General features: G+C 61.4%; 22 protein-coding genes and 3 pseudogenes. 3 read left to right on the forward strand and 22 right to left on the reverse strand.

Going from position 1 to position 22,274, the window contains the following annotated elements; translation table 11 throughout:
- Positions 1-135 precede the first annotated feature (135 nt).
- The 13 genes and pseudogenes from AB7M23_RS08095 to ubiE form a co-directional block, all read right to left on the reverse strand.
- A pseudogene (locus tag AB7M23_RS08095) lies at positions 136-886 on the reverse strand (methyl-accepting chemotaxis protein); the annotation flags it as partial.
- Positions 869-1,969 (reverse strand): annotated as a pseudogene (locus AB7M23_RS08100) (methyl-accepting chemotaxis protein); the annotation flags it as partial. The pseudogenes AB7M23_RS08095 and AB7M23_RS08100, both read right to left, overlap by 18 nt.
- A gap of 236 nt (positions 1,970-2,205) precedes the next feature.
- Positions 2,206-3,078: a methyl-accepting chemotaxis protein gene (locus AB7M23_RS08105; RefSeq protein ID WP_454242157.1), complete on the reverse strand. Its 873-nt coding sequence runs from the start codon at positions 3,076-3,078 to the stop codon at positions 2,206-2,208.
- Positions 3,061-4,122 (reverse strand): annotated as a pseudogene (locus AB7M23_RS08110) (methyl-accepting chemotaxis protein); the annotation flags it as partial. The pseudogene AB7M23_RS08110 and the gene AB7M23_RS08105, both read right to left, overlap by 18 nt.
- 78 nt (positions 4,123-4,200) lie before the next feature.
- Positions 4,201-4,908, reverse strand: a complete 708-nt coding sequence (locus tag AB7M23_RS08115) for a 16S rRNA (uracil(1498)-N(3))-methyltransferase (protein ID WP_330522257.1) — start codon at positions 4,906-4,908, stop codon at positions 4,201-4,203.
- Positions 4,905-5,696: a twin-arginine translocase subunit TatC gene (gene tatC, locus AB7M23_RS08120; RefSeq protein WP_065761271.1), complete on the reverse strand. Its 792-nt coding sequence runs from the start codon at positions 5,694-5,696 to the stop codon at positions 4,905-4,907. Before tatC ends, AB7M23_RS08115 begins: the two co-directional genes overlap by 4 nt.
- The gene (tatB, locus tag AB7M23_RS08125) at positions 5,693-6,079 is read right to left on the reverse strand and encodes a Sec-independent protein translocase protein TatB (RefSeq protein WP_099773364.1); all 387 of its coding nucleotides are present in this window, start codon (positions 6,077-6,079) and stop codon (positions 5,693-5,695) included. Before tatB ends, tatC begins: the two co-directional genes overlap by 4 nt.
- A gap of 3 nt (positions 6,080-6,082) precedes the next feature.
- Positions 6,083-6,340, reverse strand: a complete 258-nt coding sequence (locus AB7M23_RS08130) for a twin-arginine translocase TatA/TatE family subunit (protein WP_065761269.1) — start codon at positions 6,338-6,340, stop codon at positions 6,083-6,085.
- 17 nt (positions 6,341-6,357) lie between these two features.
- Positions 6,358-6,699 carry a phosphoribosyl-ATP diphosphatase gene (locus AB7M23_RS08135; protein WP_065761268.1) on the reverse strand — a complete coding sequence of 114 codons (342 nt, stop codon included), beginning with the start codon at positions 6,697-6,699 and terminating at the stop codon, positions 6,358-6,360.
- Position 6,700: 1 nt separating this feature from the next.
- Positions 6,701-7,093 carry a phosphoribosyl-AMP cyclohydrolase gene (hisI, locus tag AB7M23_RS08140; protein ID WP_065761267.1) on the reverse strand — a complete coding sequence of 131 codons (393 nt, stop codon included), beginning with the start codon at positions 7,091-7,093 and terminating at the stop codon, positions 6,701-6,703.
- Positions 7,094-7,165: 72 nt separating this feature from the next.
- On the reverse strand, positions 7,166-8,773 hold the full coding sequence (gene ubiB / locus AB7M23_RS08145; protein ID WP_454240576.1) for a ubiquinone biosynthesis regulatory protein kinase UbiB: 1,608 nt from the start codon (positions 8,771-8,773) through the stop codon (positions 7,166-7,168).
- Positions 8,770-9,393, reverse strand: coding sequence for a ubiquinone biosynthesis accessory factor UbiJ (locus tag AB7M23_RS08150; RefSeq protein WP_065761265.1), 624 nt, complete (start codon positions 9,391-9,393; stop codon positions 8,770-8,772). Before AB7M23_RS08150 ends, ubiB begins: the two co-directional genes overlap by 4 nt.
- Positions 9,393-10,163, reverse strand: coding sequence for a bifunctional demethylmenaquinone methyltransferase/2-methoxy-6-polyprenyl-1,4-benzoquinol methylase UbiE (gene ubiE, locus AB7M23_RS08155; RefSeq protein WP_065761274.1), 771 nt, complete (start codon positions 10,161-10,163; stop codon positions 9,393-9,395). The genes AB7M23_RS08150 and ubiE overlap by 1 nt, the downstream gene beginning before the upstream one ends.
- A gap of 130 nt (positions 10,164-10,293) precedes the next feature.
- On the opposite strand from ubiE, the gene AB7M23_RS08160 reads away from it, so the two are divergent.
- The 3 genes from AB7M23_RS08160 (at position 10,294) to AB7M23_RS08170 (ending at position 11,945) form a co-directional block, all read left to right on the forward strand.
- A complete protein-coding gene (locus tag AB7M23_RS08160; protein WP_065761264.1) occupies positions 10,294-10,569 on the forward strand; it encodes a polyhydroxyalkanoic acid system family protein in 276 nt (91 codons plus the stop codon).
- Between the two features lie 187 nt (positions 10,570-10,756).
- Positions 10,757-11,179, forward strand: coding sequence for a phasin family protein (locus AB7M23_RS08165; RefSeq protein WP_065761263.1), 423 nt, complete (start codon positions 10,757-10,759; stop codon positions 11,177-11,179).
- A 10-nt stretch (positions 11,180-11,189) separates the two neighbouring features.
- A complete protein-coding gene (locus AB7M23_RS08170; RefSeq protein ID WP_099773366.1) occupies positions 11,190-11,945 on the forward strand; it encodes a phasin family protein in 756 nt (251 codons plus the stop codon).
- Between the two features lie 67 nt (positions 11,946-12,012).
- On the opposite strand, the gene AB7M23_RS08175 is transcribed toward AB7M23_RS08170, so the two are convergent.
- The 9 genes from AB7M23_RS08175 to AB7M23_RS08215 form a co-directional block, all read right to left on the reverse strand.
- Positions 12,013-12,627: a TetR/AcrR family transcriptional regulator gene (locus tag AB7M23_RS08175; RefSeq protein ID WP_454240577.1), complete on the reverse strand. Its 615-nt coding sequence runs from the start codon at positions 12,625-12,627 to the stop codon at positions 12,013-12,015.
- A gap of 13 nt (positions 12,628-12,640) precedes the next feature.
- Positions 12,641-14,323 carry a class II poly(R)-hydroxyalkanoic acid synthase gene (gene phaC / locus AB7M23_RS08180; RefSeq protein ID WP_330522259.1) on the reverse strand — a complete coding sequence of 561 codons (1,683 nt, stop codon included), beginning with the start codon at positions 14,321-14,323 and terminating at the stop codon, positions 12,641-12,643.
- A 122-nt stretch (positions 14,324-14,445) separates the two neighbouring features.
- Entirely contained in the window at positions 14,446-15,297 is an 852-nt protein-coding gene (gene phaZ, locus AB7M23_RS08185) for a poly(3-hydroxyalkanoate) depolymerase (RefSeq protein WP_065761259.1), read from the reverse strand.
- 61 nt (positions 15,298-15,358) lie between these two features.
- Positions 15,359-17,038 carry a class II poly(R)-hydroxyalkanoic acid synthase gene (phaC, locus tag AB7M23_RS08190; protein ID WP_454240578.1) on the reverse strand — a complete coding sequence of 560 codons (1,680 nt, stop codon included), beginning with the start codon at positions 17,036-17,038 and terminating at the stop codon, positions 15,359-15,361.
- A 349-nt stretch (positions 17,039-17,387) separates the two neighbouring features.
- Positions 17,388-17,765, reverse strand: coding sequence for a gamma-butyrobetaine hydroxylase-like domain-containing protein (locus AB7M23_RS08195; protein ID WP_065761257.1), 378 nt, complete (start codon positions 17,763-17,765; stop codon positions 17,388-17,390).
- Positions 17,766-17,810: 45 nt separating this feature from the next.
- Positions 17,811-19,148 (reverse strand): ATP-dependent protease ATPase subunit HslU, encoded by a 1,338-nt coding sequence (gene hslU / locus AB7M23_RS08200; RefSeq protein ID WP_099773368.1) that lies wholly within the window; start codon positions 19,146-19,148, stop codon positions 17,811-17,813.
- Between the two features lie 77 nt (positions 19,149-19,225).
- On the reverse strand, positions 19,226-19,756 hold the full coding sequence (gene hslV, locus AB7M23_RS08205) for an ATP-dependent protease subunit HslV (protein ID WP_065761255.1): 531 nt from the start codon (positions 19,754-19,756) through the stop codon (positions 19,226-19,228).
- 234 nt (positions 19,757-19,990) lie between these two features.
- On the reverse strand, positions 19,991-21,262 hold the full coding sequence (locus AB7M23_RS08210; protein ID WP_065761895.1) for a dihydroorotase: 1,272 nt from the start codon (positions 21,260-21,262) through the stop codon (positions 19,991-19,993).
- Positions 21,259-22,263 carry an aspartate carbamoyltransferase catalytic subunit gene (locus tag AB7M23_RS08215; RefSeq protein ID WP_065761896.1) on the reverse strand — a complete coding sequence of 335 codons (1,005 nt, stop codon included), beginning with the start codon at positions 22,261-22,263 and terminating at the stop codon, positions 21,259-21,261. Before AB7M23_RS08215 ends, AB7M23_RS08210 begins: the two co-directional genes overlap by 4 nt.
- Positions 22,264-22,274: the final 11 nt, after the last annotated feature.

Here is a 22,274-nt window from a genome sequence, read left to right on the forward strand (position 1 = left end):
CCTTGCGCCAGGCTCAGATGCCGAATCGGCCGACCATCGTCGTCAATTGATTGCCCAGTTTCTGTAGCTCCACGCTCGATCGGGTGATCTGTGTGCTGGCCGATGCGGTTTCCTCGGCAACATCGCGCACATTGATCACGTTGCGGTTGATCTCCTCGGCGACTGCGCTTTGCTCTTCGCTGGCTGTCGCGATCTGCTGGTTCATGCCCTGGATGTTCGAGACGCTGTGAGCGATCTGGGCCAGGGCCGCGCCAGCTTTTCTGCTGAGGGCAACGCTGTCCTGGGTCAGGTTCCTGCTGCTGTCGAGCAGTTCAACGACCTGAGCGGTACCGTTATGAAGGTTGGCGATCAGTTCCTCGATTTCCTCGGTGGACTGCTGCGTGCGTTGTGCCAACCCTCGTACCTCATCGGCAACTACGGCGAAGCCTCGTCCAGCCTCACCTGCCCGGGCCGCCTCAATGGCGGCATTGAGTGCCAGCAGGTTGGTCTGCTCCGAGACCGACTTGATCACATCCAGAATGCTGCCAATGCGCTCGCTTTCCTGCGCCAACTTGCCCATTGCCTGGATTGAACGGTTGACTTGATCCGCCAGCTGTTCGATTTGTGCGACGGCTTCTGCGACGACCTGATCGCCCAGTTGGGCCTGATGGTCGGCATCACAGGCTGCAGCCGAAGCCTGCTCGGCATTGCGAGCCACCTCCTGTACCGTTGCGGCCATCTGGTTCATGGCGGTCGCCACCTGATCGGTTTCCTCCTTTTGGCTGCTGACACCGCCATGTGTCTGAGCGGCTACGGCCGAAAGCGTCTGTACGGCGTCCGACAGTTGGGAGGTGCTATGACCAATACCGCCGATCAACTCGCGCAGGCTTAAGGTCATGCGGTGCATGCTGCGCTGCAACTGGCCCATTTCATCCCGGCGCGTCACCTCGCTATCGCCGCTAAGGTCGCCCTGAGCAATCCGTGCGGCCAGCTCCAGGGTGTGTCGCAGGGGCGTGGTGATCTGCAGGGTGATAATCCACGCAGCCAGAATACCGACCAGCAGAGCCAGCGCGGAGACGCTGCTGAGGGCGGCTTGTGCGGCATGTGCCTCTTGATCTTGAACACTGAGTTGATGGTCGGTCAGGCGTTGGCCGACTTCACGCATCTGCTTGCCAAGGGTTTCCAGATCATTCTGTACATTTTCGGCTGCAATGGCTGCATTACGGTACTGATCCAGCGCCTGGCCATAGCGGCTCAGCGCTGAGCCGCTCGCCTGCAGTACCGAGGTGTCCGTCAGCCGGAGTTGGGTCAGTGCCGTGCCCAACTGAGCGAAGACCGACTCGGCAGCGGTCATCGCCTGCTTGCCGACATTGGCAAAGGCGCTGGTAGGGTTGGACATGTAGGCTGGCACCTGACGTTGCTGGCTGACATTGTCGATCTGCCGCCCCAGGTTTTCCAGCAGCGTCAGTGCTTTGGAGCGAGCCGTCTGGTTATGCTCCGTCTCCTGCAGGAGCAGGAGCTGCTTCTCGATGGCATCAATCGTGTCGAGGACCTGCTGTTCCTGAGCCTCCAGTGCTTGCAAGTGCGTCATGCGCAATGTGACGGCTTTTTGCAGGGTGTCGAAGTCGCGCTGGTAGGTGTGCACGAGCTGTTGCTCGTCGTTCAGCAATTTCAGTTCTACGGGGTCGTCGAACTGCGGCAGCATGAGTTCCAGCATGTGCTGCATGTCGTTCAAGGCCTTGAGTACCTGGCCCTTGCTCTCATCGTCAGCCAACACCCGGAAGGTGATGCGCTCGGCGCGCAGATCCTTATTGAGCTCGCTGAGTCGGGCAATGCTGGACAGTCGCTTTGAGCTCTCAATGGCATCACCCAGCGCGGTCCAACCGAACAGGGTTATGGCCAGTGTCAGCGACAGAACCATGGCAAAACCGGCGGCGAGTTTGAGCTTGACGCTCAGGTTGCTAAGCAGGCGGGACAAGGGTCCGAACATGGCGGTTCTCCTGAATGATGAAGGGCTTCGCGCCTGAAGGGGGAGACGCGGCCATTGTGCTCATCGGCCGGAGAACGAGGACCTGAACCTGTGAGTGATGTAGGAAATTTCGCCTAAGTTTGCGTGAAATTGGAGTTTTTTGCGTTATTTGTAGGGCTTTTCTTTCGTGCATACATGCGCGCGCCGCCCGAGGCCAGAAAGCCAGGGGCGGCGCGCGTTCACAGGGTGTTTAATGACTACAGACGAAACTTGCCGACCAGCGTCTGCAAGTGAGTGCCCAGGCGCGCCAGCTCGACGCTGGAGGCTGCGGTCTCCTCACTGGCAGCGGAGGTCTGGTCGGAGACGTCGCGTACATTCATCACGCTGCGGTTGATCTCTTCTGCCACGGCGCTCTGTTGTTCTGCCGCTGCTGCGATCTGCTGGTTCATCGACTGGATGGACGACACGGTACGGGTGATCGTCTCCAGCGAGGTGCCGGCACGGCGGGTCAGTTCGACGCTGCTTTCGGTCAGGCCGCGGCTGCTGTCCATCACGTTGGCCGCTTGCTGGGTGCCGTGTTGCAAGCTGGCGATCAACGCTTCGATTTCCTCGGTCGAGTGCTGGGTGCGTTGTGCCAGGCTGCGCACTTCGTCGGCCACTACGGCAAAACCACGCCCGGCTTCACCTGCTCTGGCAGCCTCGATGGCTGCGTTGAGGGCCAGCAGGTTGGTTTGCTGGGCCACGGCCTTGATCACGTCGAGGACGCTACCGATCTTGTCGCTTTCGGTCTTGAGCTGGTTCATGGCTTCGCTGGAGTGTTCCACTTCGGTCGCCAGGCGCTCAATCTGGGCGATGGCTTCGCCCACCACCCGATCTCCTTCGCGGGCCTGCTGGTCGGCCATTACCGCGGCTTCGGAGGCTTCCTCGGCGTTGCGTGCCACTTCCTGCACGGTTGCGGCCATCTCGTTCATGGCCGTTGCGACCTGGTCGGTTTCAACCTTCTGGTTGTTGACCCCGGCGCTGGTCTGCTCAGTGACAGCCGACAGCTGTTCGGCTGCGCTGGCAATCTGCGTAACCCCATCGCCGATACCACCGATCAGTTCGCGCAGGTTGTGGGTCATGCGTTGCATGCTGCGTTGCAACTGGCCCAGTTCGTCGCTGCGTTCGACGTTGACGTGTTGGCTCAGGTCGCCGTCGGCAACACGGTCGACCACGGTCAGCGTATGGCGCAAGGGTACGATGATTTGTCGCGTGATGGCCCAGGCGGCGATAACACCCAGCAGCAGTGCCAGGCCTGTGGCGAGCGTAAGCATCAGCTTGGCGTGCTGCGACTCGTCATCGCGCTGCTGGGTTTGCGACAGCGTCAGTTCGTGGCTCAGGTCGAGCAACACCTGGCCTTGCTGTGCCATGCGCTGCAGGGCGTGTTCGCTGGCCAATTGGGCGTCACGGTAGAGGCCAACGGCTGCGCGGTAGCCGGCCAGTGCCTGGCCGGCGTTGGTCAGTGACTCAGTGTGCTCGGTCGGCAATTTGTCGATCAGGGCCTTGAGCTGGGCTGCAGCCTGATCGATGGCAGCGGTGGCGGTTTGTTCAAACTCTGGCTTGCCGCTGTAGGTGTAGCCGCGGACTTGAAAGCGCGCATTCTGCAGCAGCTTGTCAACGGTCATTGCGCTGTTGAACTGGCTCAGGCTTTCACTTTTGAGCAATTGCTGCTCAATCTGCTCGAGCGGGCCGGCAGCGCGGTCAGCGCTCGTACCCAGTTGCTCACGGCTATGCTCGCGATCCTGTGCCGCCTGTTTGAGGTCGGTAAAGGCTCGCCGGTACTCGGCTACGGCATTGATCTGGCGACCGAGGCGGTCGTTGTCCTGGCTGTCGTTGATGCGCGTGCGCACGTGTTGCAGGTTGTCATCCAGGGTCGCCAAGGCTTTTTCCACATTGGCTGCAGCCTCTGCCGTACGCTCTTTTTCATAGTTCAGGCGCTGATTGCGTAGCTCCTGGGTCTGCTGGCTCACACGGGAGATTGCTGCAAGCTTGTCGCCGCGGTCGATAACCCCCTGCAAGCCCTGCCAGCCGGTGAAGGTGATGATCAGGGTTAACAGCAGCACCAGGCCAAAGCCAATCCCGAGTTTCAGGTTAACGCTGAGATTGCCGAGTTGATGGGAGAACCAACGGTACATGGTGCGACTCCTTGCCAGCGGTCGAGGCGATTCATTGTTCTAATGCCAATGCATCGGCCTCGATCATTGAACCTGAAGTCAGAAAAGTCTGGCGAGCAATGCGGTTACTGCCGTTTCCACGCGTAGGATTCGGTCACCGAGCTGTACCGGCGTCAGGCCGGCCTTGTTCAGTAGGTCGATTTCATAGGGGATCCAGCCACCCTCCGGGCCAATGGCCAGGGTTACCGGCTCGTCCAGGCCACGTGGGCAGGGGGGATGATTACCGGGGTGACCGACCAGCCCGAGGGTGCCGGCACTGATGGCCGGCAGGCGATCTTCGACAAACGGCTTGAAGCGCTTCTCGATGATCACTTCGGGCAGCACGGTGTCGCGCGCCTGTTCAAGGCCGAGAATCAACTGCTCGCGAATGGCGTCGGGCTCAAGGAACGGCGTTTGCCAGAAGCTCTTCTCGACCCGGTAGCTGTTGACCAGGATCAGTTTCGGTACGCCCATGGTCGCAACGGTCTGGAACACCCGGCGTAGCATCTTGGGACGAGGCAGTGCCAGCACCAGGGTGAGCGGCAGCTTGGCCGGTGGTGGCTGGTCGAAGGTGACCTGCAACTCCGCCTCATGCCCTTCCAGTCGCAGTACCTGAGCCTGGCCCATTTGCCCGCCAAGGCGGCCAACCCGCAGGTTGTCACCGACCGCTACCCGGTGAATTTCCTGCATGTGGGTAAAGCGGCGGTCGCCCAGCACCACCCGGTCAGCCGCAACGAAGTCGGCTTCCTCAAGTAACAGCAGGTTCACGCTTGGGTCGCTGGCGGCTGGTCGTTGTGGTCTTGCTCGGGTGCCTCAGGGTGTTCGCTGCGCTTGCGGATCAGGCCGCCGAACAGTACGCCAATCTCGAACAGCAGCCACATGGGCACTGCCAGCAGCGTCTGCGAGAAGATGTCTGGCGGGGTCAGGATCATGCCGACGACGAAGCAGCCGATGATCACGTAAGGGCGTATCTTCTTCAGGTACTTGACGTCGACCACGCCGATCCAGACTAGCAGCACCACCGCCACCGGAATTTCAAAGGCAACGCCGAAGGCGAAGAACAGGGTCATGACGAAGTCCAGATAACTGGCGATGTCCGTCATCATCGAGACGCCTTCCGGTGTCGCACTGGCAAAGAAACCGAAAATCAGTGGGAATACCAAAAAGTAGGCGAAGGCCATGCCGGCATAGAACAGCAGGATGCTCGATACCAGCAGGGGCACGGCGATGCGCTTTTCGTGGCGATACAGGCCGGGCGCGATAAACCCCCAGATCTGATGCAGGATCAGCGGGATCGCCAGAAACAGCGAGACGATCATGGTCAGCTTGAACGGCGTCAGGAACGGCGAGGCCACATCGGTGGCGATCATCGTTGCGTTGGCCGGAAGGTGTGCGCGTAACGGTGCCGACACCAGGGTGTAGATCTGCTGCGCGAAGGAGAACAGCCCGGCGAAGATCAGGAAGATGGCCGCAACACAACGCAACAGGCGTGTGCGCAGTTCAGTGAGGTGTGAAACCAGCGGCATTGGCTGGTCGTTTTCCGGGATATCGCTCATGGGGCTCGCGGCGGTTGTGGCGAATCGTTGAGAGGCGCAGGCGCAGCCGGTGCGTCCGTGGCAGCTGGCGTCAGGCTCGGCGCTGGCTGTGCGGGGCTGCTTTCAGCCGGTGGCTGGAAAGGCTGGGGCGCTACGCTCTGCGGATTGAGGATCTTGCGTGCTTCTTGCTCCATCGAGAGGATGTGCTCGTTGTGCAACTGGCGACGAATTTCGTCGGCGCCGATCTCACGCTCCACTTCCTGCTTGATTGAATTGAAGCTGCGCTTGAGCCGCCCGATCCACAGGCCCGCAGTGCGCGCCGCGCCGGGCAGGCGTTCTGGGCCAAGTACCAGCAAGGCAACCAGGCCGACGAGCAGCAGCTCGGAGAAGCTGATCCCGAACATGGGTTAGTCCTTCCGGACCGGTTCTTGCCGGACGGGTTCTTCGACCTTGTGTGCCTGGCCGTCGATGGTTTGCGATGAGTGTGCCTGGGTAGGTTGGGCAGGCGCTGCATCGGCGGGCTTGTCTTCCTCGTTCATGGCCTTGCGAAAGCCCTTGATCGATTCGCCCAGGTCGCTGCCGAAGTTCTTCAGCTTCTTGGTGCCGAACACCAGCACCACGACGACCAACAGTACGATCCAGTGTTTCCAGTCAAAAATACCCATGGTGCACTCCTTCGAATTTATTCAGTCAGGTCTGGCTTGCGCGCAGCTTTTTCGGCATGCCCGGACAGGCCAAAGCGACGGTCCAGTTCGTCCAGTACCGCTTGGGGGTGCTGTCCCAACGAGGCCAGCATTACCAGGCTATGGAACCACAGGTCTGCGGTTTCGTAGATAACATCGCTGTAGTCGCCACTGGCAGCAGCATCCTTGGCAGCAATGATAGTCTCGATCGATTCTTCGCCGACCTTTTCCAGGATTTTGTTCAGGCCCTTGTGGTACAGGCTGGCGACGTAGGAGCTGTCGGGTGCTGCGCCTTTGCGCGCCTCCAGCACTTCGGCCAGACGGGTCAGGGTGTCGCTCATGTCAGTGTCCTGCGCTGTAGATGGCTTGTGGATCCTTCAGAACCGGGTCGACGGTTTTCCATTCGCCGTTCTCGAAGACACGATAGAAGCAGCTTTCACGGCCGGTATGGCAGGCGATATGGCCCAACTGCTCGACCATCAGGATGATCACGTCGGCGTCGCAGTCCAGGCGCATTTCGTGCAGTTTTTGCACGTGCCCCGACTCCTCACCCTTACGCCACAGTTTGCCACGCGAACGCGACCAGTAGATGGCACGCTGCTCAGCGGCAGTCAGGGTCAGTGCTTCGCGGTTCATCCAGGCCATCATCAGTACGCGCCCGGTCTTGTGATCCTGGGCGATCGCCGGTACCAAACCGTCGCTGTTCCAGTTGATCTCGTCCAGCCAGTCTTTCATGAAAAACTCCAAAACCACACTCGATCTTATGTCGAATGTTTTCGCTAGTTTGCCAGCCAGGTGCCTGGCTGGCTATCGACGCACGATCAGGTAGAGCCCAGCGGCGAGCATCAGCCAGGCCGGCCAGGCTGCGGGAGCACTGAGGCTGATGGCTCCCGCGGCGAGGGTTGCGCCACCGGCGAGCAGGCCGGCGCCCAAAAGGCGCAGCGCCCAGCTGTCGGCGTTCTGGCGCCGGGCCGTTGATTGCTCGCTGGCATGCGGTTGCGACAGGCGCTCGAGCAGGTCACGGGCCATACCGGCCAGATGGGGTACCTGTTCAACCTGGTTGTGCAGGTTCTGCAGCAACGATTTCGGGCTGACGCGATCACGCATCCAGCGCTCCAGGAACGGCTGTGCGGTGCTCCACAGGTCTAGCTCGGGGTAGAGCTGACGGCCCAGGCCCTCGATGTTCAGCAGGGTTTTCTGCAGCAGTACCAGTTGAGGCTGGACTTCCATGTTGAAACGCCGGGCCGTCTGGAACAAGCGCATCAGGACCTGGCCGAAGGAGATGTCCTTCAGCGGTTTCTCGAAGATCGGTTCGCACACGGTGCGGATCGCCGCCTCGAACTCGTTCAGCTTGGTGTGCGCAGGCACCCAGCCCGAATCGATATGCAATTGCGCGACGCGGCGGTAGTCACGCTTGAAGAACGCGAACAGGTTGCGCGCCAGGTAGTCCTGGTCCTCGGGGGTCAGGCTGCCGACGATGCCGCAGTCGATGGCGATGTACTTCGGGCTCCACGGCTTCACGGTACTGACGAAGATGTTGCCGGGGTGCATGTCGGCATGGAAGAAACTGTCGCGAAATACCTGGGTAAAGAAGATTTCGACGCCGCGCTCGGCGAGCATTTTCATGTCGGTGCGCTGATCGGCCAGGGTCGCCAGGTCTGTAACCTGAATGCCGTAGATGCGCTCCATGACCAGCACTTTCGGCCGGCACCAGTCCCAGTACACCTGCGGAACGTACATCATTTCCGAACCTTCGAAATTGCGCTTGAGCTGGCTGGCGTTGGCTGCCTCGCGCAACAGGTCGAGTTCGTCGTAGATAGTCTTTTCGTAGTCGCTGACCACTTCCACAGGGTGCAGCAGGCGGGCGTCGGATGAGAGCCGCTCGGCCGCGCGGGCAATCAGGAACAGCCAGGCCAGGTCTTGGGCAATGATAGGTTTGAGGCCCGGGCGTACGACCTTGACCACCACTTCTTCGCCACTTTTCAGCTGCGCCGCATGTACCTGGGCCACAGAGGCCGAAGCCAAGGGCTCGACGTCGAAGCGCCTGAACACTTCGCTGATTTTCGCCCCGAGTTGTTCCTCGATCATGGCGATGGCTTTTTGCGGATCGAACGGCGGTACGCGGTCCTGCAGCAACATCAGCTCATCGGCAATGTCTTCGGGCAGCAGGTCGCGGCGGGTCGACAATAACTGACCGAACTTGATGAAGATCGGCCCCAGATCCTGCAACGCCAGGCGCAGGCGTGCGCCACGGCTCAGCGCCACGGGCTTGCGTGGCAGCCAGCGCCAAGGCATGACGAAACGCAGCGCCATCAGCCACCAGGGCAACGGCAGGGCGAACAGCAGGTCATCGAGACGGTAGCGGATTACGACGCGCTGGATGCGCAACAGACGGCGGACGGCAAGCAGCTTCATGCGTTATCGCTGGATTCAAGGGATCGGGCAAGGCGCTCAATACGCGCCTCGAGACGTTCTATATCGACTTTGAGTGTGTCGAGCTCGCTGAAGCGCACCTCTGCTTCGCGCTGCCCAACCAGTGTCCGGGCCTCTTCGGCCAGGTACTCGGCGATGTTCTGGTTGAGGCTGGACAGGCCTTGGCGGGTCCACTGGGCGCGGCTGCGCAGGTGACCGCTGATCAGTTGCGTAGCCACCGGCCCGAGCCAGCGAGAGACTTCATACTCCCAGTCCAGTTCAAGGTCTTGTAGCACTGCAACCAGGTCCAGCAGTGCTCCACTGTCACCGTCGAGTTCGACCTCCGGGCTGTGCAGCACGGCGGTCTTGTCCTTGCTCATGGCCAGGCGCATCAGGCTTGAAGCCGGTGCACGCAGGGTGCAGTCGGCGTCGTTTGCCCAATGCGCAGCGAACAGCAGGCCTTCATCGCTGGGCAGGATGAACAACTGCAGCGCTGGCTGGCGACAGTCGATGGCAATCACCTTGCCCTCGAGCCGTGCCAGGCGTGGCAGTGCCGTGCTGTCCAGGCGCAAAACACGGTTGACCCCGTGTTCGACACTGGCGAGAAGGCCGCTCAGCAACATCAGGGTTTGATGCCGCGGTGCAGGGCAACGATGCCGCTGGTCATGTTGTGATAGGTCACGCGGTCAAAACCGGCTTCAACCATCATCGCCTTGAGGGTTTCCTGATCCGGGTGCATGCGGATCGATTCGGCCAGGTAGCGGTAGCTCTCGGCGTCGTTGGTGATCAGCTTGCCCATCAGCGGCATGAAGGCGAACGAATAGGCATCGTAAACCTTGGACATCACCTTGTTGGTCGGCTTGGAGAACTCCAGCACCAGCAGACGGCCACCGGGCTTGAGCACTCGCAGCATGGAGCGCAGGGCGTCTTCCTTGTGGGTGACGTTGCGCAGGCCGAAGGCGATGGTGACGCAGTCGAAATGGTTGTCCGGGAAGGGCAGCTTCTCGGCATCGGCCTGGACGAACTCGACGTTGCCAGCCACACCCAGGTCGAGCAGCCGATCACGCCCGACCTTGAGCATCGAGGCGTTGATGTCGGCCAGTACGACCTGACCGGTCGGGCCGACCAGGTGGGAGAACTTGCGGGTCAAATCGCCGGTACCGCCGGCGATGTCGAGGACGCGGTTACCGCTGCGAACGCCCGACAGTTCAATGGTGAAGCGCTTCCACAGGCGGTGCATGCCGCCGGAAAGCACATCGTTCATCAAGTCATACTTACCCGCCACCGAGTGGAAAACCTCAGCGACCTTTTCCGCCTTCTGGCTTTCCGGCACGCTCTGGTAGCCGAAGTGAGTGGTGGTTTCGGCGTTTTCGCCTTTGCGCTGATCGTTCATATCGCTGTCACCGGAAAAAATTACCGCCATTCTAGGGCGTGCGGCGTGATTTGTCTTGGCGGGCTGTGTCGCAGGAGGGGGGCGGGCTAATATAGGCCGCCAGTATGCCTTCTTAGCCAGGATTGATTGAATGACCCAGATCAGCGTTGAACGTAGACACAGCCTAGGCCGCGAGGCGGCCCGGCAGAAGGCCGAAGCCCTGGTGGAGCGCCTGGCCCGTGAGTATGACCTCAAGGCACAGTGGGAAGGCGACACTGTCCAGGTCAAGCGCAGTGGCGCCAATGGCAGCATTCAGATCGGTGACGACAGCATTCGCGTCGAATTGAAACTGGGGATGATGCTGTCGATGATGGGCGGGACCATCAAGGCTGAAATCGAGCGGGCGCTGGACAAGGCCCTGGCCTGACATCTCGGTGCTCTTCGCCTGCAACGCCGGTACCTGTCATCGTCACAGGCGTCGGCTTTGCCGCCAAGGGCGTAGTGCGGTTATCTCGCCTTAGGGTGAGCATTCTAATTTTTCCCCCTACCTTGTGCACAAGCCCCGACCTCGTGGGCAGTTTCTCCATTTCCGCGATCAACGTGAGGTGCAGAGCATGGCCAAGGTTTCCCTGAAGCAAAAAGAGCATGCCCAGAGCGGCACGCTGGGTGAGGTGCGCGGTTACGCGCGCAAGATCTGGCTGGCAGGCCTGGGAGCCTATGCCCGGGTCGGGCAGGAAGGTGCCGACTATTTGAAAGAGTTGGTCAAGGCGGGCGAAGGTATCGAAAAACGCGGCAAAAAGCGTATCGACCATGAGCTCGACGCGGCCAACAGCCAGATCGATTCGGTCAAGGATGAGATCAGTGGCGTCAAAGGCAAGGTCGAAGTGCAGCTCGATAAAATCGAGAAGGCATTCGACACGCGCGTCGCCAGCGCCTTGAATCGTATCGGCATTCCGTCTAAACATGACGTGGAGACACTTTCTGCCAAGCTCGATGAGCTGACAGCATTGCTCGAACACGTTGCACGTAAACACTAAGGAGAGCGGGATGGCTGGCAAGAAGAAAGTAGAAAAAGAAGGCAGCTCCTGGGTCGGCGAGGTCGAAAAGTACTCCCGTCAGATCTGGCTGGCAGGCTTGGGCGCTTACTCAAAGATCAGCAACGATGGCAGTAAGTTGTTCGAAACCCTGGTCAAGGATGGCGAGAAAGCCGAGAAGCAGGCCAAGACCCGGGTCGACGAGCAGGTAGATGCTGCAAAGAGTTCGGCAAAGTCCGCGAAATCACGGGTTGGCGATGTGAAGGAGCGGGCGCTGGGCAAGTGGAGCGAGCTCGAAGAAGCCTTCGACAAGCGCCTGAACAGTGCGATTTCGCGTCTGGGGGTGCCTAGCCGCAATGAGGTCAAGGCACTGCATCAGCAGGTCGATACCCTGACCAAGCAGATCGAGAAGCTCACCGGCGCCTCGGTCAAGTCGGTTTCGGCCAAACCTGCTGCGGCCAAACCTGCCACTGCCGCCAAGCCACTGGCCAAGGCCGCGCCGAAAGCCGCTGCCAAATCTACAGCCAAACCCGTAGCCAAGGCTGCAGCGGCTAAACCGGCTGCCAAGCCTGCAGCTGCAAAAGCCGCGGCCAAGCCTGCTGCTGCCAAGCCGCCCGTGGCAAGAAAACCGGCCGTGAAAAAGGCACCGGCGACCAAGCCTGCTGAAACCGTGAACGCCGCTCTGGCCGCCACGCCAGCAGCAAGCGCGGCGCCAGCGCCGGTCAGCGGTACGCCCTCGGCGACCCCGGCATCTACCAGCCAGGCCTGATCGAGGCGGCTGTCGACAAGCGCCCGGCCTGTGTGCCGGGCGTTTTCAGTTCTGGCCGGTGAGGCTGTCAATCGTCCAGATAACGCAGCGCGAGCTGTTCGGCCGCATGCCGTGGCGCAGGCTCAAGGTGCGGTGCGACCAGCATCATCACCTGATAGACGACGATGCCGACCTGGCTGTCGCGAGCCAGGATGCGCTGGTAATCCATCGAGAACAGCAGGGTCAGGGTGATCTGCTCGACCAATTGGCCGAGGGTGCGCGTGTCGCCCTTGATCTGGTCTTGCGCCTTGAGGCTGGACAGCAGGGCGGCGAGGGTGCGCTTGAGCGCGTTGAGCAGGTTGCGGATACCGCGTGCCAGGCGTGGCAGGCGTCCGGCCAGGTTCGACAGGTCCTGGAACAGGAAGCGGTACTGGGCCATGCGTTCGACGATCAGGTGCAGAAACAGCCAGTAGTCCTCGGCATCCAGGCGCAGGTCGACCGGTGGATCGAGCAGCGGCGTCAGTTCTTCCTCGAAACGCTCGAACAGCCCGAGTACCAGGGGCTCCTTGCCATGGAAGTGGTAATACAGGTTGCCCGGGCTGATGCCCATTTCATTGGCGATCTCCAGAGTCGAGACGTTGGGTTCACCCTGTTGGTTGAACAGTTGCAGGGCACACTCAAGGATACGGTCGCGGGTTTTCATCCGTTCTTCTTGTTCAGCGCACCAGCACGTAGGTGCCGGGTGCGGGGTCCATGGGGGGAAAGTTTGGGTTGCCGAGTACATTCAGGGTTTCGCGTTGCGTCCCGGAGCGTTTCTGTATCCATTCCAGCCACGTCGGCCACCAGCTGCCATCGACCTGCTTGGCGTCATAGAACCAGGCGCGTGGGTCACTGCTCAGTTTCGGGTTTTCCATGAACCAGGCCTTGGGATTGCCCGGCGGGTTGATGATGCTCTGGATATGCCCGCTGTTGGCCAGCAGGAAGCGCCGTTCACCGCCGAGCAGCAGGGTCGAGCGATAGACCGCATCCCATGGGGTGATGTGGTCGTTGTCGCCGGCCACGGTGAAGCTGTCGAGCGTAACCTTCTGCAAGTCGATGGGGGTGCCGCACACTTCCAGGCCAGCGGCGTGGGCTAGCGGGTTGTGCTTGTAGAAGTCCAACAGGTCGCCGTGCAGCGCGGCGGGCAGGCGGGTGCTGTCGTTGTTCCAGTAGAGGATATCGAACGCCGGTGGCGACTTGCCCAGCAGGTAATTGTTGATCCAGTAGTTCCAGACCAGATCGTTGGGGCGCATCCAGGCGAACACGCGGGCCATTTCGCGCCCGTCGAGCACACCGTGCTGGTAGGAGCGTCGTTTGGCGGCTTCCAGGGTCTGTTCGTCGATGAACAGGCTGGCCGGGCTGTCGAATTGGCTGTCGAGCAGGCTCACCAGGTAGGTGGCGCTGTGTACCCGACGCAACTGGCGCTTGGCTTGCAAATGGCCCTGTAGCGCGGCCATGGTCAAACCACCTGCGCAGGCCCCCATGAGGTTCACGTCTCGGCTGCCGCTGATGGCTCGGCAGGCGTTGGTGGCTTCTTCCAGGGCCTGCACGTAGCTGGACAGGCCCCACTCACGATGGCGCGGGTCTGGGTTGCGCCAGCTGATCATGAACACCTGCAAGCCATTCTTGAGCATGTACTGGACGAAGCTGTTGTGCGGGCTGAGGTCGAAGATATAGAACTTGTTGACCTGAGGAGGCACCACCAGCAAGGGCCGGGCGTACTGTTTCTCGCTTATTGGCTTGTACTGGATCAGCTCCAGCAGTTCGTTGCGAAACACCACGGCGCCGGGTGTGGTGGCCAGTGTCTTGCCGACCTCAAAGGCCTCCCGGTTGACCTGCCGGGGCATCCCGTCATTGTGCCGCAGGTCATCAAGCAGATGGTTCAGGCCACGCAGCAGGCTCAGGCCGCCGGTGTTGAACAGCTCCTTTACCGCAAGCGGGTTGAGCAGTGAGTTGCTCGGGGCCAGGGCATCGTTGATCAGTGAAAACAGAAAGTGCGCACGGGCGCGGTCGTCATGGCTCAGTTGGCTGCCGTCGATCCACTGGCTTGTCTGCTTCTGCCAGCTCAGGTAGGCCTGCAGGCCACGCCGATAAAAAGGGTTTTGGCGCCAGGTCGGATCGTTGAAGCGCTCGTCGCGAGGGCCGGGTTGATGAGGCGTATCGCCCAGCAGCACCCGACCCAACTGTCCGCCCAGAGCCAGCATGTGTTTGGCTGTGTACAGCGGGTGGCGCAAACCATGGCGACTGACACTGCGCAAGGTCGAGATCAAGTCGCGGCCGCGCAATCCGGTGATCGCGTTCTGCGCGTTGATATAGGTGGCGGGGGCCGGTGGTACGCCCTTCGCGGGTCTGTCTTTCATCAGGCAACACTCCGTCGTCAAGCCATCAACACACTCATCCATGCAAGTGCGGCACCAATTGCGCTTCGCGGTTCTGGCGGAGCCTTTCTGCCACGCACGCAAGCGACAGGCCAGGGCTCCGCTCAACCGCCAGGTGCAGGCCGAGGATGCATCACGGCCCGCTGGCGCTCCTGCTGGAGGAAATTCATGATGATCGGTGCGACGGCCTCGGCCCGGGTGACAAGGAACAGATGGCCGTCGTCGATTATGTGTAGCTGGGCATTGGGAATTCGCCAGGCCAGCAGGCGCATATTGATCAGTGGGATCAAGGGGTCGTCGTCACCGGCCAGCACCAGGGTTGGCTGCTGGATCTTGTGCAGCCAGTGGATGCTGGTCCAGCCAAGCCCGGCGAACAGTTGCCAGTAATAGCCCAGCTTGCCCGAAGAGCGCACCTTGGCCGCGTGTGACAAGGCCAGGTCCGGGTCGCGGCGAAATGCGCCGCCATAAATGTCCGGGGCAATGCGGATGACATGGGAGGGCTGTATGTAGCGCCTCGGGCTGGCCATCAACCACAGCACCTTGGGCTTGCCGGGGACCATGACCGCACCGGCAGCGGTCGCCGCCAGTACCAGTTTCTTGCAGCGTTCCGGGTAGTCATGGGCGAACTGTTGCGCTAGGGCGCCACCCCAGGAAACCCCGATGACATTGACCTGGCCATAGTCCAGGTAATCGAGCATGCGTGCGGTCAGTTTGGCCAGGCCTGGAAAGCGGTACGGGCGGCGCGGGGTGGAGGAGCCGCCGACACCGGGCACGTCAAAGGCGATCACTTCCAGGTCCGGGTCCAGCGCCTGGATGAATGGAAACACCAGTTCCAGGTTGGCCCCAATGCCGTTGAAGATCAGCAAGGGCGTCAAGTGCGATTTGCCGGGGCGAACTGCCGTTCGGATGGATTGACCATCCAGATCGACAGTTCTGAAAACGTACGGTTGCGGCATGCGCGAGCCCCTGTGATGGATAAAGCGCCGCGCCCCTCAGCTGGCCACGGCGGCGGGTGTATCAACGCTCGTGAACGTAGGTGCCCGGTGCGGCTTCGCCTGCGCTATAGGCTTTGCTGCCAAGGCGTGTCGGCGCTTTTTTCAGCGCCCCCGAGCGCTCTGTCAGCCAGTTTTGCCAGTGCAGCCACCAGGAGTCTGGGTGCTTGATGGCGTTTTCCTGCCATTCGCTGGCCTGTGACAACAGCTCACCTCCCGTCAGGTAGCGTGCCTTGGGGTTGCCCGGCGGGTTGAGGATGCTCTGGATATGGCCGCTATTGGACAGCACGAACTCCACGTTGCCGCCGAACAGCTGTGCGGATCTGTAGCAGGACTGCCACGGTGTGATGTGGTCGGCAGTACCGGCGACGTTGTAGATGTCGCTGGTGACTTTCTTCAGGTCGATAGGGGTACCGCACACTTCCAGTGCATCGGCGCGGGTCAATGGGTTGTTCTTGAACATTTCGATCAGGTCGCCGTGAAAGGCAGCCGGCAGGCGCGTGGTGTCGTTGTTCCAGAACAGAATGTCGAACACGGGAGGTTCATTGCCCAGCAGGTAGTTGTTGACCCAGTAGTTCCAGATCAGGTCGTTGGGCCGCATCCAGGCGAATACCTTGGCCATGTCGCGGCCTTCCAGTACGCCGGCCTGGTAGGAATGTCGCTTGGCGGCTTCCAGGGTCTGCTCGTCGACGAACAGTGCGACCTGATTGTCGAGGGTGGTGTCGAGTACGCTGACCAGCAGGGTCAGGGCATTGACCTTGTTCTCGCCCAGCGCCGCATAATGGCCGAGCAGCGCGGTGCACGTAATCCCACCGGAGCAGGCGCCGAGCATGTTCAGGTCTTTGCAGCCGGTAATCGCCAGCACGGCGTCGACGGCTTCTTTCAGTGCATCAATGTAGGTCGACAGGCCCCATTCGCGTTGAGCCTTGGTCGGGTTTCGCCAACTGACGATAAAGGTCTGCACGTTGGAGCGCAGGCAGAAGCGTGCCAGGCTTTTCTCCGGGCTCAGGTCAAAGACGTAGAACTTGTTGATCTGCGGCGGTACCACCAGCAGCGGGCGTTCAAGCACTTGCTCGGTCGTTGGCTGGTACTGGATCAGTTCCAGTACTTCGTTGCGGAACACCACGGCGCCTTCAGTGGTGCCCAGGTTCTTGCCAACCTCGAAGGCGTCCATGTTGACCTGGCTGGGCATGCCGCCGTTGTTCACCAGATCCTTGGCCAGGTGGGACAAACCATCCAGCAGGCTCTTGCCGCCCGTTTCGAAAAAGCGCTTCACCGCAGCCGGGTTGGCAGCCGTATTGGTCGGGGCCATGGCTTCGGTCATCAGGTTGATAACGAAGTGGCCACGGCTGATGTCCTGTTCCGACAGATTGCTGTCGCCGATCCAGTCGTGCAACTCCTTGCGCCAGGCCAGGTAGGTCTGCAGGTAGCGGCGATACAGGGGGTTCTGGCTCCAGGCCGGGTCGTTGAAGCGACGATCATCGCTCTCCGGTTGCAAGCTGGACTTCCCGAAGAGGACATCCTTGAGTTCCATGCCGAAGTGCGCGACATGCTTGGCACTGTGCAGCGGCTGGCGGATGGCCTGGCGCAGCACCATACGGGCAGAAGTCAGCAAATCCTTACGGCGCAAGCCCACTACAGGGTTTAAGCCCAGGGTGTTTTCCGAGGCTTGGCGCTGCAGGTCATCGTTGTTCTTGTTGCTCATCTACGACGCTCCGTTGTCCTGAGACGAGTACCGGTTTTGGCTGTGGCGGTGGCACAGGAGAGGCCGGTACTACTGCTCGGGTGACCAGTGATAACGAACTGCGTACAGCGTGTCTGGATGAAAACGAAGGCGCGTCGTGCGGGTGGTCTTTGCGTGAGAAGACAGCCTGCGCTCGCTCGCGACTTCGGCATCTCGACTAGAGCCTGCAAAAAAACCGATGCAGGGAACTTGCCAGATCCATTGGTAACCCGACGTTAAGGTGTTGCGCACGCCAGCCATCCATTGGCTGTGCAGAGGCATTCAAGCAGATCAAATTAGAAAATGCGCTCTAAAACACAAGAGTGCCTGATTAGAGCATCAGTTTGATGACAGACTCGGAAGGGTCGCGGGATTTGCCGGCTTTGGCCAGTTCCTCCAGGTACTCGGCCCAGAGCTGTTCCTGACGCAGGCACAGCTGTTCCAGGTATTCCCAGGTGAACAGACCGCTGTCATGGCCGTCATCGAAGGTCAGTTTCAGTGCGTACTGGCCGGCCGGTTCGATCGCGCTCAGGCCGACCCCGAGCTTGCCGAATTGCAGGATGGGGGTGCCGTGGCCCTGGACCTCGGCGGAGGGGGAGTGCACGCGCAGGAACTCGGCGGGCAGGTGGTAGACCTCGTTGGGCCCATAGCTGAGGCTCAGGGTCTTGGAGGCTTTGTGCAGATTGATTGCGGTGGGGAGTCGAGTCATAAGCGATCAGGGCCGCGAACGGCCCTGCCTGTAAGAGGGTGAGGCTTACAGAATATAACGAGACAGGTCTTCGTTCTGCGCCAATTCGCCCAGGTGGCTGTTGACGTAGTCGGCGTCGATCTGGATCGGTGTTTCGCTGTGGGCACTGGCCAGGTCGCCAGCGCTGAACGACACCTCTTCCAGCAGACGCTCCAGCAGCGTGTGCAGGCGACGGGCACCGATGTTCTCGGTCTTCTCGTTGACCTGCCAGGCGATCTCGGCAAGGCGCTTGATGCCTTCCGGGGTGAACTCGATGTTCAGGCCTTCGGTCTTCAGCAGTTCGCGGTACTGTTCGGTCAGCGACGCATGTGGCTCACTGAGAATGCGCTCGAAGTCTTGCGGGCTCAGGGCCTTGAGTTCAACACGAATCGGCAGGCGGCCTTGCAGTTCAGGAACCAGGTCGCTTGGCTTGCTCAGGTGGAACGCCCCCGAGGCGATGAACAGGATGTGGTCGGTCTTGACCATGCCCAGTTTGGTGTTCACCGTGCAGCCTTCAATCAGCGGCAGCAGGTCGCGTTGCACGCCCTCACGGGATACATCGGCACCGCCGACGTTGCCACGCTTGGCGACTTTGTCGATTTCGTCGATGAACACGATGCCGTGCTGCTCGACGGCTTCCAGGGCCTTGGCCTTGAGTTCTTCTTCGTTGACCAGGCGCCCGGCTTCTTCGTCGCGCACCAGCTTCAGGGCTTCCTTGACCTTGAGCTTGCGGCTCTTGCGCTTGCCCTTGCCCATGTTGGCGAACAGGTTCTGCAACTGGTTGGTCATCTCTTCCATGCCCGGCGGCGCAGAAATGTCGACGCCCATCGCCTCGGCGACTTCGATCTCGATTTCCTTGTCGTCCAGTTGGCCTTCACGCAGGCGCTTACGGAACAGCTGACGGGTATTGGAGTCCTGGCTCGGGGCGGCGTCTTCGTTGAAACCTGTGCGTGCCGGTGGCAGCAGGGCGTCGAGGATGCGCTCTTCGGCGGCGTCCTCTGCGCGATGGCGTACGCGCACCATTTCCTGTTCGCGCAGCAGCTTGATGGCGGCATCTGCTAGGTCGCGGATGATCGACTCGACGTCTCGGCCCACATAGCCGACTTCAGTGAACTTGGTCGCTTCGACCTTGATGAACGGTGCGTTGGCCAGCTTGGCCAGACGCCGGGCGATCTCGGTTTTACCGACGCCGGTCGGGCCGATCATCAGGATGTTCTTCGGGGTCACTTCAACGCGCAGCTCAGCAGGCAGCTGCATCCGGCGCCAGCGGTTGCGCAAGGCAATGGCGACGGCGCGCTTGGCATCGTCCTGGCCGATGATATGGCGGTTGAGTTCGTGGACGATTTCGCGGGGGGTCATGGACATGGTGATAGGTGGTCCTTTAACGATGAGTTCAGCGTGGAAAAGCCCAGCGATGAAATGCTGGGCGCCAGAACAGCTGGTTACTCCGCCAGGTCCTCTTCCTCGATGGTCAGGTTGTGGTTGGTGAACACGCAGATATCGCCGGCGATACCCAGGGCCGTCTCGGTAATTTCGCGGGCCGACAGGTCGGTCTTCATCAGCAGCGCGCGTGCGGCGGCCTGGGCAAAGTTGCCGCCGGAGCCCATGGCGATCAGGCCATCTTCCGGCTCGACCACGTCACCGTTGCCGGTGATGATCAGCGAGGCATCTTTGTTAGCGACCGCGAGCATGGCTTCCAGGCGGCTCAGGGAGCGGTCGGTACGCCACTCCTTGGCCAGTTCGACGGCAGCGCGGATCAAGTGGCCCTGGTGCTTTTCCAGTTGGCCTTCAAAACGCTCGAACAGGGTGAACGCATCGGCGGTGGCGCCGGCGAAGCCAGCGAGCACCTGGCCGTGGTACAGGCGACGAACTTTCTTCGCGTTGCCTTTCATCACGGTGTTGCCGAGTGAAACCTGGCCGTCGCCGCCCATGACGACTTTGCCGTGGCGACGTACTGAAACGATGGTGGTCAAGGGGAGAGTCTCCACGCAGCGGGCGAAAATGCCGATGCAGACTCATATGGGGGTGATGACGGGTATTTCAACTGCTACGGATGAGCGGTTGTTTTGCTGGCGGGTCTTGCCGGCTTCCCATGTGCCGTCTCAGGCGAGTCGTCAGGGGGCGCTACGGTCTTACGCTGTCGTTGGCTTAAAAAGAACCCCCGCTAAAAAGCGGGGGTTCTTCAGCAGACTGAGGTGTCAGCAGGATCAGGCTTCGTGGCTGATGTGCCCGTCGACCAGGGTGTAACGTACGGCGCCTGGCAGGCAGTGGCCGATGAACGGGCAGTTTTCACCCTTGGAGCGCCATTGTTCGCCCGCGACAGTCGAGGCCTTCGGATCGAACAGCACCAGGTCGGCTGCTGCCCCCACCTTCAGTTCACCAACCGGCAGGCGCAATGCGTGCGCCGGGCCGCTGGACAGGCGCTGGAGCAGGGTTGGCAGGTCCAGCAGGCCGTCTTCGACCAGCGTCAGGGCCAGCGGCAGCAGCAGTTCGACACTGCTGATACCTGGCTCGGTGGCGCCGAACGGTGCCAGCTTGGCGTCACGTTCGTGAGGCTGGTGATGGCTGGAAATGGCCTGGATTACACCGGCTTTCACGGCCTCGCGCAGGCCTTCGCGGTCGGCCCGGGTGCGCAGCGGTGGCTGGACGTGGTAAAGGCTGGAGAAGTCCACCAGCGCTTCATCGGTGAGGATCAACTGGTACAGGGCGACATCGGCGGTCACGGGCAGGCCCCGGGCCTGGGCCTGGGCAATCAGCTCGACGCCGCGGGCACTGGTCAGTTGGCTGAAGTGTGCGCGCACGCCGGTTTGTTCAACCAGCAGCAGGTCACGCGCCAGCGCCACGGTCTCGGCGGTTTCGGGAATACCCGGCAGGCCGAGGAAACTGGCCATTGCGCCTTCATGGGCGAGGCCGCCCTGGGCTAGGTCGCGGTCCTGGGAGTGGAAGATCACCGTCAGGTCGAAGGTGGCGGCGTATTCCAGTGCGCGGCACAGGGTGCGGGTGTTGGCAAAGCCGCTCAGGCCATTGCCGAAGGCCACGCAGCCCGCATCTCGCAGGGCTATCAGTTCAGCCAGTTGCTCGCCTTCCAGGCCTTTGCTCAAGGCGCCGATCGGGAACACTTTGGCATGCCCGGCTTCACGGGCGCGGTCGAGAATCAGCTCGGCGACTGCCGAGGTATCCAGTATTGGCTTGGTCCGTGGCGGGCAGCACAGGCTGGTGACGCCACCGGCTGCAGCAGCACGGGTTTCACTGGCAATGGTGCCTTTGCGGCTGTAACCCGGCTCACGCAGGGCGACGCTGAGGTCGACGAGGCCCGGCGCAGCCACCAGGCCTTGGGCATCCAGGCTGCGCGCAGCGTTGAAGCCGGCCGGGGCGGCGCCGATGGCAACGATCTTGCCCGCGTCGATGTGCAGGTCGTTGACCTGGTCCAGGCCGCTGACCGGGTCGATGATCCGGGCGCCGAGAATGCTGAGGGTCACTGGGCGTTCTCCTGCTCGAATTGACGTTGTGCGGTCTGGCCACTCATGGCCATGGACAGTACGGCCATGCGCACGGCAATGCCGTAGGTGACCTGATTGAGGATGACCGAGTGGGCACCATCGGCCACGGCCGATTCGATCTCTACCCCACGGTTGATCGGCCCCGGGTGCATGACGATGGCGTCCGGTTTGGCGCCGGCCAGGCGCGCGGTGGTCAGGCCGAACAGGCGGTAGAACTCGCCCTCGCTCGGCAGCAGGCCACCCTGCATGCGCTCACGTTGCAGGCGCAGCATGATCACCACGTCGACGTCTTTCAGGCCTTGCTCCAGGTCGGTGTAGACCTTCACGCCGTACTGCTCGATGCCCACTGGCAGGAGGGTTTTCGGGCCGATCACGCGGATGTCCGGGCAGCCCAGGGTTTTCAGCGCAAGCATGTTCGAGCGGGCGACCCGCGAGTGCAGGATGTCGCCAACGATAGCCACCGAGAGGTTCTCGAAGCTGCCCTTGTGCCGACGGATGGTCAGCATGTCGAGCATGCCCTGGGTCGGGTGTGCGTGACGGCCGTCGCCACCGTTGATGATCGCCACGTCCGGGCACACGTGCTCGGCAATGAAGTGTGCGGCACCGGAGTCGGCATGACGGACCACGAACATGTCGGCCGCCATGGCCTCGAGGTTGCGCAGCGTGTCGAACAGCGTCTCGCCCTTGCTGGTCGAGGAGGTCGACACGTTCAGGGTGATCACGTCCGCCGAGAGTCGCTGGGCAGCCAGCTCGAAGGTGGTACGGGTACGGGTGGAGTTCTCGAAGAACACGTTGCACACGGTTTTACCGCGCAGCAATGGGACCTTTTTCACGGCCCGGGCACCGACTTCCAGGAAGGAGTCGGCGGTATCGAGGATTTCGGTCAGCAGTTCGCGGGGCAAACCGTCGAGCGAGAGAAAGTGGCGCAGCTGGCCCTGATCATTGAGCTGCAGCGGGCGCTTGGCGTCGATTGGCGTCATCGCGGGGGACT

Source organism: Pseudomonas sp. HLS-6 TE3448, assembly GCF_053629555.1.

Coding starts and splice junctions, on each gene's coding strand:
- AB7M23_RS08105 (WP_454242157.1), bottom strand. CDS start 3,078: ATGCAACGCATGACCCACAACCTGCGCGAACTGATCGGTGGTATCGGC.
- tatC (WP_065761271.1), bottom strand. CDS start 5,696: ATGAGCGATATCCCGGAAAACGACCAGCCAATGCCGCTGGTTTCACAC.
- tatB (WP_099773364.1), bottom strand. CDS start 6,079: ATGTTCGGGATCAGCTTCTCCGAGCTGCTGCTCGTCGGCCTGGTTGCC.
- AB7M23_RS08130 (WP_065761269.1), bottom strand. CDS start 6,340: ATGGGTATTTTTGACTGGAAACACTGGATCGTACTGTTGGTCGTCGTG.
- AB7M23_RS08135 (WP_065761268.1), bottom strand. CDS start 6,699: ATGAGCGACACCCTGACCCGTCTGGCCGAAGTGCTGGAGGCGCGCAAA.
- hisI (WP_065761267.1), bottom strand. CDS start 7,093: ATGAAAGACTGGCTGGACGAGATCAACTGGAACAGCGACGGTTTGGTA.
- ubiB (WP_454240576.1), bottom strand. CDS start 8,773: ATGAAGCTGCTTGCCGTCCGCCGTCTGTTGCGCATCCAGCGCGTCGTA.
- AB7M23_RS08150 (WP_065761265.1), bottom strand. CDS start 9,393: ATGTTGCTGAGCGGCCTTCTCGCCAGTGTCGAACACGGGGTCAACCGT.
- ubiE (WP_065761274.1), bottom strand. CDS start 10,163: ATGAACGATCAGCGCAAAGGCGAAAACGCCGAAACCACCACTCACTTC.
- AB7M23_RS08160 (WP_065761264.1), top strand. CDS start 10,294: ATGACCCAGATCAGCGTTGAACGTAGACACAGCCTAGGCCGCGAGGCG.
- AB7M23_RS08165 (WP_065761263.1), top strand. CDS start 10,757: ATGGCCAAGGTTTCCCTGAAGCAAAAAGAGCATGCCCAGAGCGGCACG.
- AB7M23_RS08170 (WP_099773366.1), top strand. CDS start 11,190: ATGGCTGGCAAGAAGAAAGTAGAAAAAGAAGGCAGCTCCTGGGTCGGC.
- AB7M23_RS08175 (WP_454240577.1), bottom strand. CDS start 12,627: ATGAAAACCCGCGACCGTATCCTTGAGTGTGCCCTGCAACTGTTCAAC.
- phaC (WP_330522259.1), bottom strand. CDS start 14,323: ATGAAAGACAGACCCGCGAAGGGCGTACCACCGGCCCCCGCCACCTAT.
- phaZ (WP_065761259.1), bottom strand. CDS start 15,297: ATGCCGCAACCGTACGTTTTCAGAACTGTCGATCTGGATGGTCAATCC.
- phaC (WP_454240578.1), bottom strand. CDS start 17,038: ATGAGCAACAAGAACAACGATGACCTGCAGCGCCAAGCCTCGGAAAAC.
- AB7M23_RS08195 (WP_065761257.1), bottom strand. CDS start 17,765: ATGACTCGACTCCCCACCGCAATCAATCTGCACAAAGCCTCCAAGACC.
- hslU (WP_099773368.1), bottom strand. CDS start 19,148: ATGTCCATGACCCCCCGCGAAATCGTCCACGAACTCAACCGCCATATC.
- AB7M23_RS08215 (WP_065761896.1), bottom strand. CDS start 22,263: ATGACGCCAATCGACGCCAAGCGCCCGCTGCAGCTCAATGATCAGGGC.